Source organism: Anabaenopsis arnoldii, from assembly GCF_028331025.1.
In the GTDB taxonomy this organism is placed as follows: domain Bacteria; phylum Cyanobacteriota; class Cyanobacteriia; order Cyanobacteriales; family Nostocaceae; genus Anabaenopsis; species Anabaenopsis arnoldii.
The window spans coordinates 1-18,930 of record NZ_JAQMUH010000178.1 but is presented as its reverse complement, the minus strand read 5'-3'; the positions used below and the strand labels follow the sequence as shown (position 1 = coordinate 18,930).

Here is an 18,930-nt window from a genome sequence, read left to right as displayed (position 1 = left end):
AGTAATTGTCAATTACTCAAATCCCCTGCTACGTTAACGACTTTTCACCCATTTAACTACTGCTTGGGTTAAACCATCTAAAGTATATTCCTCAGCCTCAACATCGACACGCCCTAATAAGGATTGGCAGGTTTTTGATGTTTCCGGACCTATAGAAGCAATACAAACATCTGCTAAAATATGGCTGATGTCACGGTTATCGGCAAATACCTCTTGTAAGAGTTGACAGAAGAACTTGACAGTTTTAGAACTAGCAAAGGTAATTATATCTACAGTCCGATTTTGCAAGGCTAATTTTGCTGACTCTGGTATACTTGTGGGGCAGCGAGATTGATATGCAGCTACTTCTACAACTACCGCACCTTGAGCAGTTAATTCGGCAACTAAAACATCCCTTCCGCCGCTTTCTACTCTGGGAAATAACACCTTTTGACCCTGTAGTGATTCGGGGAAATGAGCCACCAAAGCATCAGCGACAAAATTAGGGGGAATCAAATCTGGTTTAAGTCCCCGTTGTTGCAGACTTTGGGCTGTTTTTTCACCCACCACAGCAATTTTAATGCTACTTAGAGCACGAACATCTTGACCTTGGGCGAATAATCTGGTAAAAAAGTAGTCTACCCCATTGGTAGAAGTAAGAATTAACCAGTGAAAATCTGTCAAATTAGCGATCGCCCGGTCTAAACCTGACCAACTGGAAGGGGGGACAATTTCTAAAGTAGGCATGGAAATCACAGTCGCACCCAATGCCGAGAGGCCATCGCTAAATTGGCTCGATTGCCCAGCGGAACGAGTCACCAGAATAGTTTTACCTGTGAGGGGGGAATTATTTAACATAGGTGGAGAGTCAAAAGCTTGATCTTTTAAGGATATTCTCTGAGGTTGTAGGTAATTACGTAATTTTACAACTTCCCCAATCACAATTACCACCGGGGAGAGATAAACGCCCTGGGTTTGCGTGAGAATATTTTTCAGTTCTCCTACCCAAACTTGTTGATCAGGAGTTCCCGCCCAACGAATAATAGCAATAGGGGTATAGGGTGATCGACCTTGCCTGATGAGTTGATGTATAATCTCAGCTAGATGAGTTCCCCCCATCAATATTACCAGAGTGTCCAATCTAGATAAAGCTTCCCAATCTAAAACATCTGGTTCATGGGCTGTGAGGACAGCAAAACAACGACTAAGTACAGCATCAGTCAAAGGAATCCCAGCCATTAAAGGAGCAGCTAAGGCCGAAGAAATTCCTGGTATGACTTCAAACTCACAATACTGAGCTTGCAAAGCTGTAATTTCCGGGGTACAGCGACCAAAAATCAACGGATCCCCAGATTTTAATCGTACCACCTGTTTACCTTGCAAACAATAGTCAACCAGTAATTGATTAATTTCCCCTTGGGGTGTGCTAGGTTGACCACCACGTTTACCAACATCTAGGCACAGACAATCAGGTCTGACATACTGTAATAATTGCTGATTTACCAGAGCATCGTAGACTAACACCTCAGCCATAGCCAGAAGATTGTAAGCCTTTACCGTCAGATATGCCACATCTCCAGGTCCAGCACCCACCAGATAAACCTTCCCCTTTTGTTCAGTCATAAATTTAACCTGTGAAACCACCCAGAAAACAAATAAATTTTACTACAAAAACTGGAATTAACCTCCTATTAAAAAGCCTGATAACTTGGCGTTAATCGGCGGAAAAAAGAAGAAATCACCCCCCCCAAAAATCAAGGAAAAAAATCGCAATAATCACTACAAATTAGATTTTATAAAATAGCAACTTGATTACAACTTTAAAAATAGATTCAAGGGACAATGAGTGCAGAAAAGAATACTCAAAATTTGCGCTCGGAGACGAATAATGGTAGCGATCGCAGAGAACGTACAGCATAGACTAAGTATACAGACTGTAGAAATTGCCCCTAACACAACGGCGATTCGCTCTCTTGATTGGGACCGCGATCGCTTCGATATCGAATTCGGACTGCAAAACGGTACGACATACAACTCATATCTAATTAGGGGTGAGCAGACAATTTTGATTGATACTTCCCACCAGAAGTTTCGTCAACTATATTTAGACACACTCAAAAGTCTTGTTAACCCCAAGACAATCGATTACATAATAGTTAGCCACACAGAACCAGACCATAGCGGTCTAGTAGAAGATGTATTGCAGTTAGCACCCAGAGCCACAGTATTAGCCTCAAAAATTGCCCTACAGTTTTTAGAAGGTTTAGTACACGAGCCATTTTCCAAGCGCATCGTTAAAAGTGGCGATCGGATTAATATTGGCAAAGGACACGAAATAGAATTTGTGAGTGCGCCCAATCTGCACTGGCCAGATACAATCTTCAGCTATGATCGCAAAACCGAAACCCTGTTCACCTGTGATGCATTTGGGATGCACTTCTGTGACGATCGCACCTTTGACGAAGACTTAGAAGCGATTGAACCAGACTTTAGATTTTACTATGACTGCCTCATGGGTCCCAATGCCCGTTCTCTACTAAACGCCATGAAGAGAATGGGGGAACTGGGAAAAATTAACATGATCGCCAATGGTCACGGGCCAATACTGTACCATCACTTAGATATATTAACTGATTGCTACCAAACTTGGAGCCAAAGACAAGCTAAAACAGAAACCACAGTTGGCTTATTTTATGTTTCCCAGTATGGATATAGCGATGAGCTAGGTTTAGCCATAGCTGAAGGTATCCAAAAAACAGGAGTGGGAATAGAAGTCATTGACCTAGGCACAGCCGAACCCCAAGAAATTCAAGAGCTAGCAGGTAGAGCCACGGGATTGATCATCGGTATGCCCCCATCCACTGCTGTAGCAGCACAAGCCGGTATAAGTTCACTATTATCCGTAGTCACAAACAAACAACTAGTAGGTTTATTTGAATGTTACGGCGGTGACGACGAACCGATTGATACCCTGCGGCGGAAATTTATCGACCTGGGTGTTAAAGAAGCCTTCCCTGCTATTCGCATTAAACAATCTCCCACAGATGTAACATTCCATCTATGCCAAGAAGCCGGTATAGACCTGGGACAATTACTGATGCGCGAACGCAACATCAAGCAAATCAAAGCCCTTGATGTCAACATGGAAAAAGCCCTGGGGCGGATTAGCAACGGACTGTATATTGTCACCACGCAAAAAGGTGATGTTAAAAGTGCCATGTTAGCCTCCTGGGTAGCCCAAGCCAGCCTACAACCTTTAGGATTCACCATAGCAGTAGCTAAAGACCGCGCCATTGACTCCTTAATGCGAGTAGGGGATCATTTCGTCCTCAACGTCCTAGAAGAAGGAAATTATCAAGAACTGAAAAAGCAATTTCTCAAGCGCTTACTTCCCGGTGCTGACAGATTTGCTGGGGTGAAAACCCAAACCGCTAAAAACGGCTCTCCCATCCTCACCGATGCTCTAGCATACATGGAATGTGAAGTCCAAAAGAGCATGGAGTGCAGCGACCACTGGCTCTTATACTGCACAGTTCAAGAAGGTCGTGTTTCTAAATCTGATGCACTCACAGCAGTTCGCCATCGCAAGGTAGGTAACTACTACTAATTAGGGAATGGGGAATAGGTATTAAGTATTTCCCCCCCTTTTAAAACATCCTCTTATTTTTGGCAAAAATCTATGAGCAATTCCAAACCCCGTGACGTACAAGTTATCCCCGTCGCTACAAACACCACATTTATTAGAGCGCGTAGTTGGTCACGCCTGCGGTTTGAAATTGAATACGCAAGAGAAAGAGGCACTACCTCCAATTGTTATTTAATTGAAGGTGATAAAACCGCAATTATTGACCCCCCTGCCGAAACCTTCACGGAACTTTATTTAGAGGCGTTGCAGCAGACCCTGAACTTGAAAGAGTTGGATTACATAATTTTAGGTCATTTTAGCCCCAATCGCCTGCCAACTCTCAAGGCGCTTCTACAACTAGCACCCCAGGTAACATTTGTTTGTTCTCTCTTGGGTGCTGCTAATTTGCGTCATGCTTTCCCAGACAACGCGCTAGAAATTCTAGTCATGCGGGGGAAAAAAACCCTTGATTTAGGTAAGGGTCACGTTTTAAAATTTCTACCTATTCCCAGTCCGCGCTGGCCAGAAGGACTTTGTACCTACGACCAGCAAACCCAAATCCTCTACACAGATAAGCTATTTGGCTCTCATATCTGTGGGGATGAGGTGTTTGATGACCAACCCGAAGCATTACAAGAAGACCAGCGCTACTACTACAACTGTTTAATGGCTCCTCAAGCTCAACACGTAGAAGCAGCTTTGGAGAAAATATCTGATTTGCATGTGAGAATGTATGCTCCGGGTAACGGCCCATTGGTACGTACCGGATTAATGGAACTAACCAACGCCTATGCACAATGGAGCAATGCTCAAAAACACCGTGATATCTCTGTGGCTCTACTTTATGCCTCAGCTTACGGAAATACAGCAATTTTAGCTCAAGCTATGGCTTTGGGACTGACTAAAGGCGGCGCAGCAGTGCAATCAATTAACTGCGAATTTGCTACCCCTGATGAAATCCGCACTGCTATACAACAGTGTGATGGTTTTGTGATTGGTTCCCCCACTATCGGCGGTCATGCTCCCACACCTATTCACACTGCTTTGGGAATCGTCCTCACCGTGGGTAATAGTCATAAACTCGCAGGGGTTTTTGGCTCCTACGGTTGGAGTGGTGAAGCATTTGATTTGATTGAAGGTAAACTTCGCGATGCTGGTTATCGCTTTGGCTTTGATACTTTCAAAGTTAAGTTTAAACCTGATGATGTTACGCTCAAATTCTGTGAAGAAGTTGGTACAGACTTTGCTCAAACCTTGAAAAAATCTCAAAAAATCCGGTTACCCCAACAAGCTGCTACCCCTTTGGAGCAAGCTGTCGGTAGAATTGTTGGTTCAGTTTGTGTTCTCTGCGCTCAACAAGGTGATGTCTCTACTGGGATGTTAGGCTCTTGGATTTCACAAGCTACCTTCAATCCACCTGGTCTGACTGTGGCGATCGCCAAGGACCGAGCTATAGAATCTCTAATGTATCCAGGTAGTAAATTTGCTTTGAATATCCTGGAGGAAGGCCATCATTTAGAGTACACGAAGCATTTCCGCAAAAATTTTGCCCCTGGAGAAGACAGATTTGCCAACTTTAGCACCACAGTTGCAGATAATGGCTGTAAGATTCTCACCGATGCCCTAGCTTATCTAGAATGCTCCGTCCAGGAACGCATGGAATGTGGGGATCATTGGGTAATTTACGCAACTGTTGACAATGGTAAGTTAATCAAACCTGATGGTGTGACTGCCATCAACCATCGTAAAACTGGGACTCACTATTAGAAGTTTTGCCAGAGCCAGAACTTTTCGAGTACATGAAGTACAGATATTAATGTCTGGAAATGGTCTGTAAATCTCTACTGTCAGACTCCTGTCATCCTCTCAAGTTTGGCGGGAGTCTTCTTGTATAGTTAGATATTCGCTTAATTGCTCTGACATTTAGCAAAAACTTTTCTAGTTTCTAGCCCATAGGGTATCTAGAACTACAAGAGCATTTTGAACCTGGAACTTTTGGACTCATGGCCAGTCTAACAAATCTGACATAAATATTGAGGTAAGATTCCGCAATTGCCACCAAGACAATTGAATATGTATCATGTCATCTTAAGCTAGGAAATCACTATCCAGTAGTTCTCACACAACCCGTTAACCACTCTACTACAACGCTTTTATATTATTTGCTCCTATGTCTGCACCACACAACAAGATTAAATTTCCTTTTTGGCAATATTTGAATCAACCATTATTTAGTCGTAATTATCAATTAGAACTGAATCCCCGTCGTTTTGCCTATAGGTGGCGCATTGGACTTTTAGAGCGTTGCTTGAATAAAGAATGTGATGCTAAGGGGCCTCAACAGCATTAGTGGAAAATCATCGCTGGGTGTCCTACCTTTGGCGTGAGAATGGCAATTATGCTATTTTTTGGCTGGAATTTTCGGGGAACTGCTAAAAATTTAGCCCGTCTAGAGTGAAGGTAGTTAAGAGAGAATTATGCCGAAAAGCTGTTTTGGCTCCCGTGTACTCAGGGTTTCCCATGATGGGATTTTCTATTTAGAGTCCCCTGTTACCGAAGTCTGGGAGATTTTTAGATGATTAAAAAAAGTCTTGCTTTGGTCTCCTTGAGTTGGGGAATTGTCTGTGTAAGTAGTATGTGGTCAGCTGTGGCTCAGGTTTCCACACCGTCTCGGGTACAACCGCCACTCAGACTCTTTCGGGTGGAAACAGACCGCACCCCAAGGGTTGGTTGGTTGGGTTGGGATGAGCAACTTTTTCCAGGGGGTAATCCTAGTTTACCCTTAGGAGATCGCCCGGCTTTGTTGGCTGCTATTGATCATAGTTTGAGTTATCTGGAGAAAAGGAGTGCTATAGCGGCCTATCAAAACTATCCGGTTCGGGGAATAACCCATGATCGGGTGCGTCGGAGTTTGATTCGTTTCCGCCAGCTATTGGTCAGTTCCAACTCTACCGCTGAACTACAAGTTGCTGTCCGTAGAGAGTTTGACTTTTACCGTTCTGTGGGCAATGATGGCAGGGGTACTGTTAAATTTACCGCTTATTATGAACCTGTTTATTATGCTAGCCGGGTAAGGACTGGAGAATATAGGTATCCCTTATATCGCAGACCACCAGATTTTGATCAATGGCCTCAACCTCACCCGAAACGAGTTGATTTGGAGGGTGAGGATGGTTTATTAGGGGAAAGAAGCCGGTTACGCGGGTTAGAAATACTCTGGTTCCGCGATCGCTGGGAAGCATACATGGTACATATCCAAGGTTCTGCCCAAATTGAGTTAACTGATGAGGGTACTAGAACATCTGTAGGCTTTGCGGGGGGAACAGATTATCCCTGGACAAGTATCGGTCGCCAATTGTCTAAAGATGGCAAGTTGGCGGCAAATCAATTGAATATGCCGGGTATAATTAACTTTTTCCGCAATTACCCCCAGGAAATGAATAATTATCTACCCCGCTGGGAAAGATTTGTCTTTTTCCAAGAAAACCCTGGTAGACCAGCTACTGGTAGTATTAATGTCCCAGTTACGGCGGAGCGTTCTATTGCTACAGATAAGTCTCTCATGCCTGCGGGGGCATTAGCACTGATTCATACTTCACTTCCATATGTGGGTAGCAATGGCCAGATGGAATATCGCACCGTGAACCGCTTTGTTCTGGATCAGGATACAGGGAGCGCCATTAGAGGACCAGGAAGGGTGGATTATTTCATGGGGTCTGGTCAAGTAGCGGGCGATCGCGCTGGTGTTACAGGTGGGAACGGTTCACTATATTACTTACTCCTGAAAAGGTAGGGAGGGGGAATTGGGGATTGGCCACTGATGATGAGAAAGTTATCATCTTTCCTGCAGTCCCCATTAATCCGGCTGTGTACTCCTCAGTTTCTAATATGGTGGATAATCATCTTCATCTGCGTAAAGATAAGAACTAGAAATCCCAACTGCTGCCATTTTGGGTGCTTCTACTTTAATAGATTCCTTACCAAACTCTTTGTGTTCTTCAAAGGTCTTGCAGATCATTACTGACTCAGGAGAATCGGAAGCAATCAGGTATTGAGTTAATGTTCCCACTGTGGGATGCTTGTAGTCCACCGTTGAAGCCACCATGACAGTATTGGGTTCAATCCCTCTTTCTTCACACTCAATGATAGGGCAAAAAATCCCATGGGCGTGAAATAATGGACCTTTTGCTGATAAAGGTTGCTGGCGATATACAGCATAAGCCCTTTCCAATTCAGCTATGAATCCACCGATGACTCTTCCTTGCTGAAATTCGCAGTAACTTTTGCTGAAACTTGCTCCCGCTACACCGCTGAGAGTTAATTGTAATGGAGATTCGTGGAGAAACTTTTTATTTTCCCCTACCAAGTAAATGAGGTGGCGAGTAAAGGTTTTAAATTTAAGCTTGTCTGCTAAGAAAGCATCATAATTTTCTTTAAGAGTACCAAGTTTATGACCAGTTTCCCGGTCTTTAACAGATAAAGGTCCCCGGCGCACTATAACTAATCTGGGAGCATTGCTGATAAAAACTGTTTCTACTCCAGAGCTAAACTCATGCTCTACCTGTTGCCAATTTTCATCGGGCTGAAAGCCTACAGCTGTAGCATTATCTAATTTAATTGCCAATCCATGGGGCTGCATACCATCCATACCATGGCGAGGATTAATCATCTGACACCAGGGGATGATTTGAGAAGGAGGGGCGTTAAATCTATCGTCCTCAAAGTCAAAATTAGCAGATGCTTGCATCGTTTTAGACTATCAAAAGTGTTTTGCTCCCCTCAGTTTAACAGTATGGGGAAGGAGTAAACTGGTGCTGATAGAGAGTGTTAATTTTTATTCTCAGTAGCGATTTCAACCAATATTCTCCTGAAATTAAACATAGATTTGTCCTCAAAGGGCATATCTACAGCCGTTGTAGCAGATTTAATCCGTGGGTATCAGTGCCACAGGTATTCAAGAGCTGATATTCAGCCGCTAAGTGTTGTACCTGTAGTGTTTCCACAGGGCTGGGTTTCCAAGGTTTGGGGTTGTTGTAAGCGTAGAAAGTTTCCACACCGTCAATTCCCCGTGCTGCCGCAGCTGGAATTAATTCAGCATGTGATCGCTTGTAACGAGCTGGATGGGCTAAAACTGCCAATCCTCCAGCTGCGTGGATGGATTCAATTATCTTGTCTGCTTGATATTCTAAGCCTACAGCCGGTTTTTTCTGCACATAGGGTTTCATACTAGGATGTTCTGGCTCAAAGGCGTAAGCCAAAATGTGAACTTCTACATCCAGAAGGTTAGCATTAATTTCTACCCCACTCCAGAGATAGGGAGTATTTTCACGGCTATATTCCCGGACTTTTTCTAAATAGGCTTGTGCTACATAATACCCATCTATAGTATGGTGATCTGTAATTGCCAATCCTTCTAGTCCAATAGCGATGGCCTGTTCTATCAATGTAGTTGGTTGCAACCTTCCATCTGAGTGGACGGTATGCATATGAAAATTGAATAACTGGGGACAGCTGTAGGCATCAACACCTTGGAAGACTTGCCTGAGAATATTTGCACTAGTAGATGTCCTAGCAAAATTTACAACCATAAGCTTTTATCAATGAAAATACTTGATTGTTGATAGATAAACAACACCGCCAGCACTTGAAACTGTGAGTAGTTATTTTTTTAGCTTTACTAGCTCAATTTTTCAATATGTTAAGACTACCTTAGCAAATCTAAATGCTCATGGTCATGAGTATTTCCAATTACTTGTATTAATAAATGTGATGCTAATTACTAATTAATTTAAGTACTGAGATAATAGTAGATGAAATGTTGTACATCTTTACATAGAACCAACTATTGACTGAGTTGGGCGAAAATTGTTTCCCAGTTAATTACATATGGTCGTGTGCCTTTGTTAACTAAACTAAAGGCTTGGTTGGCTGTACCTGGGTAAAAAAGAGATTCTACACAAGCGGCAGCCACGTCAATGCGGCTAGCGTCTCCTGCTAAGTAATCACCAGTCTCAACTACTACCCCTTGTTTACCTCCGGTCTGAGCTTTTAGTAAGGTGTTGAGGTCATAGGATGTATAGGGGCCATCAATCAAGCGTCCCGGACGGATAATAGTGTAAGGTAATCTAGATGTGATGATGGCTTGCTCTCCCTTCTGCTTGGCATCAAGTACACCAAAGGCATTGAGAATATTAAAAGGTGGCTGGTCTTTACGGTCAACTCCCACAGAAGAGACGAAGACGAAGCGTTTGAGAAGGGGTGGTGCTGCTGATACTAAGTTGCTGACGCCTTCAGCATCTACTTTGACTGGGTGATTTTTGGCTCTGGTATTTCTATATTCAGCATCAATCAATATCCTTCCCCATTCTAGTAAGTTAGGTGGTGGGTCAAATTCCCATCTCTGGGAGGGGAAGGCAGTTGTGCCAGTACAGCAGATAATGTAGTTAATATCTTGCATAGCTGGGGGGAGGGTGGTTAGATCGCGGATATCACCCACAGCAATTTCTACTTGTTGATTAAACATTTTTGTGGCTTGGGCAGCGTTGCGGGTGAGAAGACGAACCTTCATACCCTTTTGCAGCAAGTTGGCGGTGACCAGTTGACCCACGCCACCAGTAGCACCAGCAACTAGTACTAAATCGTTAACTGAGGCTGCAAGAGAAGTCATAAACTGATGTTAAAGGTGTTTATCTAATTTAATGAATATTTTGGCACGGTGTTTCTGCCTGGAGAAGGCGATCGCAAAAAAAAACCGGTTAAAATAACCGGGGGTGTTCATTAAGGCAGTTAAAGATATTTTCACCGACAATGTAGAGAATTTCTGTATAAATAGTTATACTATTTCTCCTTACCACCACAGCGGGGACAATTCCGGAAAACCAGCTAAATTTTCCTGGTATCCACTCAAACCAGACTAGAGATTTGTCCTACTTGTTCCAACCCAATATCCATTAACCTGGAAAATGTACTAAAATCAATGACTTGAGTCACAAAGAGAGCAATCATGGCATCCATCCGCGAGTTGCACGAACAGTTAATTAAAAAAGAATGTTCTGCTGTTGAAATTACCCAAAAAGCCTTAGAGCGTATTCAAGCATTAGAACCGAAATTACACAGTTTCTTGCACGTCACCACAGAAAAGGCGTTAGAACAGGCTCGTGCTGTGGATGCGAAAATCGCCGCTGGGGAAGAAATAGGACTCCTAGCCGGGATTCCCATAGGGATTAAAGATAATTTGTGTACCCAGGGAGTTCCCACTACTTGCGCTTCTCGAATTTTAGAAAATTTTGTCCCGCCTTATGAATCAACAGTGACACAAAAACTGATTGATGCGGGGGCGGTACTGATTGGTAAAACGAATTTAGATGAGTTTGGTATGGGTAGTTCTACTGAGAACTCTGCCTACCAACTTACTAATAATCCTTGGGATTTATCAAGGGTTCCAGGTGGTTCTTCTGGGGGTTCGGCGGCGGCGGTAGCGGCTGATCAATGTGTTGCATCTCTGGGGACTGATACGGGCGGTTCTATTCGCCAACCGGCATCTTTTTGTGGTGTGGTGGGGATAAAACCAACTTATGGACTGGTGTCTCGCTATGGTGTGATAGCTTACGCCTCATCTTTGGATCAGGTTGGTCCTTTGGGACGGACGGTAGAAGATACTGCTATTGTATTGAATGCGATCGCTGGTTACGATTCCAAAGACTCTACTAGCCTGAAAGTTGAAATCCCCAACTACACCGCCAATCTAACACCAGATTTCAAAGCCCGAAAGCTGCGAATTGGGGTGATTAAAGAGACCATGGCTGATGGTTTAGATGCTGTGGTAGAAAAGGCGGTCAGTCAAGCCATAGAGCAATTAAAGAGTTTGGGGGCGGAGATTTCGATTATTTCCTGTCCCAACTTCCGCTATGGTGTACCTAGCTACTATATTATTGCCCCCTCTGAAGCATCAGCTAATCTGGCTCGCTACGATGGTGTAAAGTATGGCTTCCGGGCTGAAGATGCAGATAATCTGCTATCTATGTATACTCGCACCCGTTCCACTGGTTTTGGTCCAGAAGTGAAACGGCGGATTATGATTGGTACTTATGCTTTGTCTGCTGGCTACTATGACGCATACTATCTCAAAGCGCAAAAAGTCAGAACTTTGATTAAACAAGACTTTGAAAATGCCTTTGAGCAGGTTGATGTGTTAGTTTGTCCTACTGCTCCCACCACAGCATTTAAAGCAGGGGAGAAAATTAGCGACCCCCTAAGTATGTACTTGAATGATCTGATGACTATCCCTGTAAATCTTGCAGGGTTACCGGGTTTAAGTGTACCTTGTGGTTTTGATGACCAGGGACTACCCATTGGGTTGCAGCTGATTGGCCGGGTACTCGGAGAAGAGCAACTATTTCAAGTGGCTTATGCTTATGAGCAATCGACTAATTGGCTAGTAAATCAGCCTCAACTCTAGGCGCAAAACCCCACCCTATAACTATTTGAGGGTGGGTAGTTTTAAGCTTCCTCCTGATGGCGGGGTAGAGTGTGAAAAATATTTGTTAAAATATATATATCTTAACAAACGGCAATTTTCAATGCAATTAAGTTTCAAACTACTATTGACGGTAGAAATAATTGTTGTCATTGGCTATTTTGCCATCTGTCTATTTCTGTTTGTCAGACAGCAGCGGTTAATTTTCTTTCCTTCCGCTGTGATTGAAAGAACACCAGAGATTTTTAACCTCCCCTATGAGGATGTCTGGTTACCTGTAAAAGTTAGGAATGGAAAGACAGAACTAATTCATGGTTGGTGGATTCCATCCCCAGAACCAAACGCTAATGTGTTGCTGTATCTCCATGGTAACGCCATCAATGTTGGCGCTAATGTTGGTCATGCTCGTCGGTTGCATCAACTGGGTTTTTCTGTGCTGCTGATTGATTATCGGGGGTATGGTCTGAGTGAAGGTGATTTTCCTAACGAAAAGCGGGTTTATGAAGATGCCTATGTTGCGTGGAATTACTTGGTAAATGAGAAGCAAATTGTACCAGGTAAAATATTTATTTATGGGCATTCTCTGGGGGGTGCGATCGCCATTGATTTGGGACTCAAACAGCCACAAGCAGCGGGGTTGATTGTGGAAAGTTCCTTTACCTCTATCCGGGATATGGTGGATTACAGGAATTTATTTTGGATGTTCCCGGTGAACTTAATTTTAACCCAGCGCTTTGAATCCATCAACAAAGTACCCCAGTTAAAAATACCAGTGTTATTTATTCATGGCATGGCTGATACAAGTGTACCATCTTTCATGAGCCAAAAGCTTTATCACGCGGCTCCCGAACCGAAAAAACTGCTGTTAGTCCCCAGTGCGGAGCATGATAATACGGCGATTGTTGCTGGTGAGGAATATTTACAATGGGTGATGTCTTTTGTGCAAGGGGTGAAAGGTGGGAGGATTTTGACCAATAGTGAGCATCAATCAGTCAATTAGGTGGTAATATTATATATATTGGGTGCTGGTAGATAAAAATACTTGAGCATTTCGCGTCAAGCCTTAATAATATAACTTTCTGGGCTTAATGGCTTGTGCGGGATTTCCTGCATAAATAGTCATTGATGCTAATGATTTAACAGCTACTCCACCCAGAGTTAATACAGCACCTTTACCGACAGTCACCCCAGGGCCAATTATTGACTTAGCAGCAATCCAACTACTTTCCTCAATATAAATTGGGGCAATTTTTAATTCAAAATCAGGGTGATTCCAGTCATGATTACCTGTGCAAAGATAGACATCTTGAGATATGCAAGCATGACTTTCTATAGTCACATGAGCTAGGTTATCTATCCAAGCATTTTCACCAATCCAGACATAATCACCGACAGTTAACCGCCAAGGAAATTTTACCCGCACTTTTGGTTTTAGGCGTACACCTTGACCAATAGTAGCTCCAAAAATGCGGAGTATCTGCACTTTGACCGATGAAATGGGTAACCAAGAACTTTCAAATAGAGGTGAACCGAGGAAGTACCAGCACAGTTGTTGCCAATAGGGAGCACCGGGGGTATAGTTACCGAGGGTGTAGTTATCTAATCGCATGCTTGGAATAAGGAAATTGAGAGTTAAAGCTGGTTCTGGTAGGACTTGAGACCATCCACAATAGGAGGTATTTCCGCGCCTTAAATTTCTTCGGGATTAATCCCCATTTCTTGCAGTCTGGCGGCTAATTTAGCGGCTTTTTCTTCCGCTTGTTCAGCCCTTTGGCGTTCTTGTTCTAATAATTCAGAACCCCAAAGAAGCAAATTACCGGATTCATCCCACCAGCGCAACCAAAAGGTTACCATTTCTGCCTTTTTACCTCTCCATACACCCAAAAACAGGTTTAAAGTTACCAAGTAAAATCTTCCCTGTTCATCTGGGGATTGTTGCTGGTATTTACCGTCTGTTAAATGATAAACATCTAAGGTTCCGGTTTGAGGATGGAAGATCACATATACAGGGACTTTTAAAATTTGTTCATAAAAATACCATTTACCATAGGGATAATGGGGATTAATAGAATATTCTCCCCCCTCTGTAGCGGATATAAATTCCATCACAATGGCTGGTGGTTCCCCTTCGGCGTGGGGGGTATAACTGCGGCGGACTTCCCCCTCTGGGAGGGGATGAGCTACAGGTATATAAACCCAGTCGGGGGCTTTGACGATGGTTTTGTCGCCCACTGTGGCGCATAGCCCAAAATTGGAAGCAATGAGCATGGATTCTAAGATTAATCCAGCCAGTTCTAAAGATTCTCGCAAAGCTGCAGCCAGGAGGGGTTGAAGATTACTTTCCACAGGTTCATCTGGTAGGGGAAAATCCGCGGGTAGTTTTTCCCATCTCACTGGGGGTAACCTGTGTAAGGGATCGTGTTGTGTAACCGTCATGGTTTTAAGCAATGGCTGCTGATGTATTGTATCACAGATGATTATCTACACATTAGGTATGGTTGGTGGTTATCTATAACGGTCACCATAATTATCAACTATGTAGCTGATGTAGAGAAAATAAGCAAATATTATCTTTGATTGTTACCCAGAATTGATTATTTATCCCTTTGATTAAAACTAGCCTCTATTAAATTTATACTGAGCAGAATTTCTGCCAATACTCGCTGCAATGCGTAATATAAACCATATCTACCATCTAAAATACCACCTTTGATAATCAGGCAATAAAAGAGTATGATCAATGGTGCAATAATTTTTAGTTTACGAAGGCGATCGCCTAAACTCAGTTCATGATTGGGGGTTTCTAGGAGTTTTTTGGTTTCAATCACCATGTAACGTTGTTGCGCCCATAACCAGCGATTTAATGGTTTGCGATCGTCGTGGTGAATGTATCCTATTAGTTGACTAGAGTTACCCTCTACTAAAACCCGATGAGCGTGTCCATCATCTCGATAATTTGCTTTTTCTATTCTGTACAATACCTGGCGGGGTGGAAGTAGAGTACCTCTTAAAGGTTTACCAAATACACAATATTTAAATCTAGCAAAGTAGCCGTCAATGGTAGTATCTAGAGGTAAATTATTAATTTCCCTAATTAGTTCATCGGTTAAGATATAATCAGCATCCAGAGACAAAACCCATTCTGATTTAACTTGCTGTAAGCCATAATTGCATTGACTTGCAAAGGAATCAAATTTACGTTTAAATACGGTGATTTGGGGATAAGTTGAGAGAATTTCTAAGGTTTCATCTGTGCTGTAACTGTCAATGACAATAATTGTTTTTGCCCAGGTGAGTTTTTCTAGGGTGCGCTGAATGTTGGGTGCTTCGTTATAGGTGAGGATGAGGGGGGTAATTTGTTGTAGCATAGTTGGGGTAAATTTAAGCTGTCCCAAGTATAATTATCAAGGATAAGTGGCGGAAGGCGATCGCTCTTTCTAGCATTAATTCCCTAGGGCGATCGCTCTGGGTTAGGGTATGTGCATGTTGTATATATTATTGCACAACTAAGGGATATTTGGGCGATCGTTATCCACACGCGGGAACCATAATTGATAGTTATTTACACGGGGGAGCCGGGGAATGAATTAAGAGTCTCAAAGCTAAAGTCGGTTAAAAACCGACTGAGAAATTATAGTTTCATGGCGGCTATATGCTTCCTCCAGTGTGGAAGAACACAGCATTGATTTCCACAAGTAAGGTATTCTACCTGCAAATTTAAATTCAATATTTGTATACCCCTCTGTTGTTAATAAATTTTCTAATGTTTTCACAGAAAAAAACTTGATATGTCCACCATCCCAAAGAACAGTGAAGTGTTTATCCATTTTTCCAGAGATAGCCAGAGCTAAGTTTTTCAAATAACCATGATAGGGTGTAGTCAAAATTAACCGCCCATTAGGTTTGAGTAGTTGTTTAGTATTCCTAACTATAGCTTTAGGGTCAAATAAATGTTCAATTACCTCGCAGGAAATAATAAGATCAAATTCCCCTACTATTTCTGTATAGGGTAAATCATATATACTTCCCTGGATAAAACGACAATCAGGAAATTTTTCCTGGGCTAATTGCACACCTGATTTAGACTCTTCCACTCCGATAACTTCATACCCTTGCTGTGCGATTAAATTAGTTAAACTCCCATTGCCACAACCAATATCTAAAATGCGTGGTTTTGGTTGATTTTTGAGGGGGGGGAAGCAGAATAGATCATTTCTAATAAAGAATTAATCAGATATTTATGATGGTGTCCGCTGTCAGCATTGGCGTAGTAATATTCGTGTTTATTAGACATTAAATATTTCTCCTTTAAATAATTTTTGTAATTTATCCACGGCATAAATTCCCTAGCTAAAGGCGTAATTCCGTTAAAACCCGACTGGTTTTGTGCTGGGTGATTATGGTGTTTTGGGGTGGGGTGGAGGTTGGTCTAAAATGGTTCCCCTGTGTGGATAACTATCGATAATGGTTCCCCTGTGTGGATAATCATCGCCCCTGGCTGTGGTATGTGGATAACTGGCGAGCAGGGAACACCGGAAAAAAAGGGAAGCAATAAAATCAACTCCCATTCCCTTCACAAGGGAGCTGTACTGGATATGCAAAACCGAATCAATCTTAGTTAAATTAGTAAGCATCGGGATTCAATCGGAGGAAATATGAGTGAATCGACATTGCTAAACTTAGATCAATCGACACCAGATTCAACCCCAGATTTTGTTAATCCCCCCTCCCAGGATGAATTACTGTATGATGACGGCATCCCTATGGAAACCTATCGCCATAAACTGCAAATGGACTTACTAGTTGATCCCCTAGCAGCTTGGCTGGGCGATCAAGATGCCTTTGTAGGGGGTAATATGTTTGTTTACTTTAGTCCCCATCAATTGAAAAACCATGATTTTCGTGGTCCGGATATGTTTGCTGTGCTAGATGTTCCCAAGGGAGAGCGCAAATGCTGGGTAACCTGGGAAGAGGGTAAAGGTCCAGATGTGGTAGTGGAATTGCTATCCTCTAGCACTGCTTCCAGAGACAAGACAGACAAAAAAGAAATATACCAAAACAGGCTGAGAGTACCAGAATACTTTTGGTATGATCCCTTTAATCCCAATGAGTTTGCTGGGTTCATCATCAGGGATCATGGATATGAACCAATCATCCCCGATGAGCAAAACAGGCTCATCAGTCAAAAATTAGGTTTAGCCCTAGTGCGTTGGGCGGGAGAATTTGGGGGAGCCAATGCCGTCTGGGTGCGTTGGGCAACTTTAGAGGGGGTTCTACTACCTACAGCCCGTGAATTAGCCCAACAAGCACAGCAAGAAGCCCAACAAGCACAGCAAGAAGCTCAACAAGCACAGCAAAGAGCAGAGGCTGCGGAATTGTTACTGGCACAGGAGCGCCAACAAAGGGAGGAATTGCTGGCTAAATTACAGACAATGGGGATAAATCCTGAGCAACTTTAGATGTTGTTTTATAACTTTTCAAGAGGTAATTGTCATTTTAGGGAACACCATAAGACCGCAACAGGGGGGAGTAATTTGCTCTCCCAAGTATAATTACCAAGAATAAATTGCCGGGTGCGATCGCTGTTTTTAGCATAAATTCCCTAGGGCGATCGCTCAAACTCAGTTCTCACATTCTGAACCGGGGAGGAAATCTGGAGCTAGAATTTCTTCTAATGCAAAAGGACAGGATAGGGGAAATACTGTTTCCGGGAGGGATGTTTCTCTATGGGCATCACGCACGGACTTAGGATAAACTATTACTAATGCTGTCTCTAAATCGCTGCGCAGACTCGGACTGTCTAGCAGTAAAGCTTCTATTTGATCTCGTTGATGATCGATGGTAGCTAACCAACTCTGGCTTTGTTTATCCGGCTGATATTGCCATTTGAGCAGGTGCATAATTAAAACCTGTAAGCGGCTGCGAAGTTGACGGCGATCGCGCTTTCCCATGCTTTCCAACTCTTGAGCAATGTGTTCTGCGTCAATTTCTGATAAACATCCCCGCCGCAATAATTCCACATTCTTATTAATCCAGGCATAAAAATCTAGGTCATATTCAGCTTCTAAACTCATATTTGGCTCCCAGTTTTCCACCCGTTACTTAATATTAATATAGAATAAGATAGAATAAGTACCCCTGGGCGATCGCTCTGGGTCAGGGTATGTGCAAGTTGTATATATTATTGTCCAGCTAAGGGATATTTGGGCGATCGTTGTTCACACATTAGGTGTGGTCGCTGGTTATCCACACACCGGAGCCAGGGAATGAATTCCCTGGTTCAAAGCTAAAGTCGGTTTTTAACCGACTGGTTTTGTGTTTGGCGATGATGGTGTTCTGGGGTGGGGTGGAGGTTGGTCTAAATCTGTTGCTTGTTCTAATAATGAAATTGTGGTTCTGTTTAAATGATGGATTTTTTGATTATTAACATAATCTATGGCTGTGGATAATTGATGACCACCCAGGGAAAATATACCATATCCTTCTTGCCAGATAAATTTTTGTGGTAAGTTGGGGAATAAATGATTGTAATAATAAGCGCTACTTCCCTTTAAACTTTTCACACATTCGGCAATAGATAATTTAGGGGGTATAGAAATTACCAAATGAATATGGTCTTCAATTCCACCAATAGCATGAATAATACAACCAAGATGATCAGCCTTACCAATTAAATAACCATATACCTCATTTTCTATCTCATGAATAATGGCTCTACCGTACTTGTTATGCTAATTTAACAACTGGTTCGAGGGAACAGGGAACAGGGAACACACCGAACAGAGATTAAGAAGGAATATTCAGGCATTTTCTTCAATAACCAACATTATTTCCCTTATACGGTAAGCCT

The 18,930-nt window shown here is 42.7% G+C and carries 17 protein-coding genes and 1 pseudogene; 7 read left to right on the top strand and 11 right to left on the bottom strand.

Annotation, left to right across the window (positions count from 1 at the left end; all coding sequences use genetic code 11):
- Positions 1–33 precede the first annotated feature (33 nt).
- Entirely contained in the window at positions 34–1,602 is a 1,569-nt protein-coding gene (gene cobA / locus PN457_RS15595; RefSeq protein ID WP_271734307.1) for a uroporphyrinogen-III C-methyltransferase, read from the bottom strand.
- A 265-nt stretch (positions 1,603–1,867) separates the two neighbouring features.
- Here cobA and PN457_RS15590 point away from each other — a divergent pair, with 265 nt between their 5' ends.
- The 4 genes from PN457_RS15590 (at position 1,868) to mltA (ending at position 7,397) form a co-directional block, all read left to right on the top strand.
- Positions 1,868–3,586: a diflavin flavoprotein gene (locus tag PN457_RS15590; protein WP_271734334.1), complete on the top strand. Its 1,719-nt coding sequence runs from the start codon at positions 1,868–1,870 to the stop codon at positions 3,584–3,586.
- Between the two features lie 72 nt (positions 3,587–3,658).
- Positions 3,659–5,371 carry a diflavin flavoprotein gene (locus PN457_RS15585; RefSeq protein ID WP_271734306.1) on the top strand — a complete coding sequence of 571 codons (1,713 nt, stop codon included), beginning with the start codon at positions 3,659–3,661 and terminating at the stop codon, positions 5,369–5,371.
- Positions 5,372–5,774: 403 nt separating this feature from the next.
- Positions 5,775–5,954: a hypothetical protein gene (locus PN457_RS15580; RefSeq protein WP_271734305.1), complete on the top strand. Its 180-nt coding sequence runs from the start codon at positions 5,775–5,777 to the stop codon at positions 5,952–5,954.
- Between the two features lie 228 nt (positions 5,955–6,182).
- Complete coding sequence (gene mltA / locus PN457_RS15575) at positions 6,183–7,397, top strand: murein transglycosylase A (RefSeq protein WP_417006615.1); 1,215 nt, start codon at positions 6,183–6,185, stop codon at positions 7,395–7,397.
- Between the two features lie 90 nt (positions 7,398–7,487).
- On the opposite strand, the gene PN457_RS15570 is transcribed toward mltA, so the two are convergent.
- From PN457_RS15570 to PN457_RS15560, 3 genes are all read right to left on the bottom strand, one after another.
- Positions 7,488–8,351 carry a DUF5895 domain-containing protein gene (locus tag PN457_RS15570; protein WP_271734303.1) on the bottom strand — a complete coding sequence of 288 codons (864 nt, stop codon included), beginning with the start codon at positions 8,349–8,351 and terminating at the stop codon, positions 7,488–7,490.
- A gap of 157 nt (positions 8,352–8,508) precedes the next feature.
- Positions 8,509–9,192 (bottom strand): PHP domain-containing protein, encoded by a 684-nt coding sequence (locus tag PN457_RS15565; protein WP_271734301.1) that lies wholly within the window; start codon positions 9,190–9,192, stop codon positions 8,509–8,511.
- Between the two features lie 254 nt (positions 9,193–9,446).
- Positions 9,447–10,271 (bottom strand): SDR family oxidoreductase, encoded by an 825-nt coding sequence (locus tag PN457_RS15560; RefSeq protein ID WP_271734300.1) that lies wholly within the window; start codon positions 10,269–10,271, stop codon positions 9,447–9,449.
- Between the two features lie 336 nt (positions 10,272–10,607).
- Between PN457_RS15560 and gatA the strand changes: the two genes are divergently transcribed.
- Both gatA and PN457_RS15550 read left to right on the top strand, forming a co-directional pair.
- Positions 10,608–12,062 carry an Asp-tRNA(Asn)/Glu-tRNA(Gln) amidotransferase subunit GatA gene (gatA, locus tag PN457_RS15555; protein WP_271734299.1) on the top strand — a complete coding sequence of 485 codons (1,455 nt, stop codon included), beginning with the start codon at positions 10,608–10,610 and terminating at the stop codon, positions 12,060–12,062.
- A gap of 121 nt (positions 12,063–12,183) precedes the next feature.
- On the top strand, positions 12,184–13,080 hold the full coding sequence (locus PN457_RS15550; RefSeq protein WP_271734298.1) for an alpha/beta hydrolase: 897 nt from the start codon (positions 12,184–12,186) through the stop codon (positions 13,078–13,080).
- A gap of 63 nt (positions 13,081–13,143) precedes the next feature.
- Here PN457_RS15550 and PN457_RS15545 read toward each other — a convergent pair whose 3' ends face one another.
- The 5 genes from PN457_RS15545 to PN457_RS15525 all read right to left on the bottom strand — a co-directional run bounded on the left by PN457_RS15545 (position 13,144) and on the right by PN457_RS15525 (position 16,374).
- A complete protein-coding gene (locus PN457_RS15545; protein WP_271734297.1) occupies positions 13,144–13,689 on the bottom strand; it encodes a WcaF family extracellular polysaccharide biosynthesis acetyltransferase in 546 nt (181 codons plus the stop codon).
- A gap of 80 nt (positions 13,690–13,769) precedes the next feature.
- Positions 13,770–14,516, bottom strand: coding sequence for a Uma2 family endonuclease (locus PN457_RS15540; protein ID WP_271734296.1), 747 nt, complete (start codon positions 14,514–14,516; stop codon positions 13,770–13,772).
- Positions 14,517–14,674: 158 nt separating this feature from the next.
- The gene (locus PN457_RS15535) at positions 14,675–15,448 is read right to left on the bottom strand and encodes a glycosyltransferase family 2 protein (RefSeq protein ID WP_271734295.1); all 774 of its coding nucleotides are present in this window, start codon (positions 15,446–15,448) and stop codon (positions 14,675–14,677) included.
- A 234-nt stretch (positions 15,449–15,682) separates the two neighbouring features.
- On the bottom strand, positions 15,683–16,237 hold the full coding sequence (locus PN457_RS15530) for a class I SAM-dependent methyltransferase (RefSeq protein WP_271734333.1): 555 nt from the start codon (positions 16,235–16,237) through the stop codon (positions 15,683–15,685).
- 2 nt (positions 16,238–16,239) lie between these two features.
- Entirely contained in the window at positions 16,240–16,374 is a 135-nt protein-coding gene (locus PN457_RS15525) for a hypothetical protein (RefSeq protein ID WP_271734294.1), read from the bottom strand.
- A gap of 361 nt (positions 16,375–16,735) precedes the next feature.
- Between PN457_RS15525 and PN457_RS15520 the strand changes: the two genes are divergently transcribed.
- Complete coding sequence (locus tag PN457_RS15520; RefSeq protein ID WP_271734292.1) at positions 16,736–17,539, top strand: Uma2 family endonuclease; 804 nt, start codon at positions 16,736–16,738, stop codon at positions 17,537–17,539.
- 162 nt (positions 17,540–17,701) lie between these two features.
- Here PN457_RS15520 and PN457_RS15515 read toward each other — a convergent pair whose 3' ends face one another.
- Together PN457_RS15515 and tnpA are read right to left on the bottom strand one after the other, a co-directional pair.
- On the bottom strand, positions 17,702–18,154 hold the full coding sequence (locus tag PN457_RS15515) for a DUF29 domain-containing protein (protein ID WP_271734291.1): 453 nt from the start codon (positions 18,152–18,154) through the stop codon (positions 17,702–17,704).
- Between the two features lie 225 nt (positions 18,155–18,379).
- A pseudogene (tnpA, locus tag PN457_RS15510) lies at positions 18,380–18,793 on the bottom strand (IS200/IS605 family transposase); the annotation flags it as partial.
- Positions 18,794–18,930: the final 137 nt, after the last annotated feature.

Coding starts and splice junctions, on each gene's coding strand:
- cobA (WP_271734307.1), bottom strand. CDS start 1,602: ATGACTGAACAAAAGGGGAAGGTTTATCTGGTGGGTGCTGGACCTGGA.
- PN457_RS15590 (WP_271734334.1), top strand. CDS start 1,868: ATGGTAGCGATCGCAGAGAACGTACAGCATAGACTAAGTATACAGACT.
- PN457_RS15585 (WP_271734306.1), top strand. CDS start 3,659: ATGAGCAATTCCAAACCCCGTGACGTACAAGTTATCCCCGTCGCTACA.
- PN457_RS15580 (WP_271734305.1), top strand. CDS start 5,775: ATGTCTGCACCACACAACAAGATTAAATTTCCTTTTTGGCAATATTTG.
- PN457_RS15570 (WP_271734303.1), bottom strand. CDS start 8,351: ATGCAAGCATCTGCTAATTTTGACTTTGAGGACGATAGATTTAACGCC.
- PN457_RS15565 (WP_271734301.1), bottom strand. CDS start 9,192: ATGGTTGTAAATTTTGCTAGGACATCTACTAGTGCAAATATTCTCAGG.
- PN457_RS15560 (WP_271734300.1), bottom strand. CDS start 10,271: ATGACTTCTCTTGCAGCCTCAGTTAACGATTTAGTACTAGTTGCTGGT.
- gatA (WP_271734299.1), top strand. CDS start 10,608: ATGGCATCCATCCGCGAGTTGCACGAACAGTTAATTAAAAAAGAATGT.
- PN457_RS15550 (WP_271734298.1), top strand. CDS start 12,184: ATGCAATTAAGTTTCAAACTACTATTGACGGTAGAAATAATTGTTGTC.
- PN457_RS15545 (WP_271734297.1), bottom strand. CDS start 13,689: ATGCGATTAGATAACTACACCCTCGGTAACTATACCCCCGGTGCTCCC.
- PN457_RS15540 (WP_271734296.1), bottom strand. CDS start 14,516: ATGACGGTTACACAACACGATCCCTTACACAGGTTACCCCCAGTGAGA.
- PN457_RS15535 (WP_271734295.1), bottom strand. CDS start 15,448: ATGCTACAACAAATTACCCCCCTCATCCTCACCTATAACGAAGCACCC.
- PN457_RS15525 (WP_271734294.1), bottom strand. CDS start 16,374: ATGTCTAATAAACACGAATATTACTACGCCAATGCTGACAGCGGACAC.
- PN457_RS15520 (WP_271734292.1), top strand. CDS start 16,736: ATGAGTGAATCGACATTGCTAAACTTAGATCAATCGACACCAGATTCA.
- PN457_RS15515 (WP_271734291.1), bottom strand. CDS start 18,154: ATGAGTTTAGAAGCTGAATATGACCTAGATTTTTATGCCTGGATTAAT.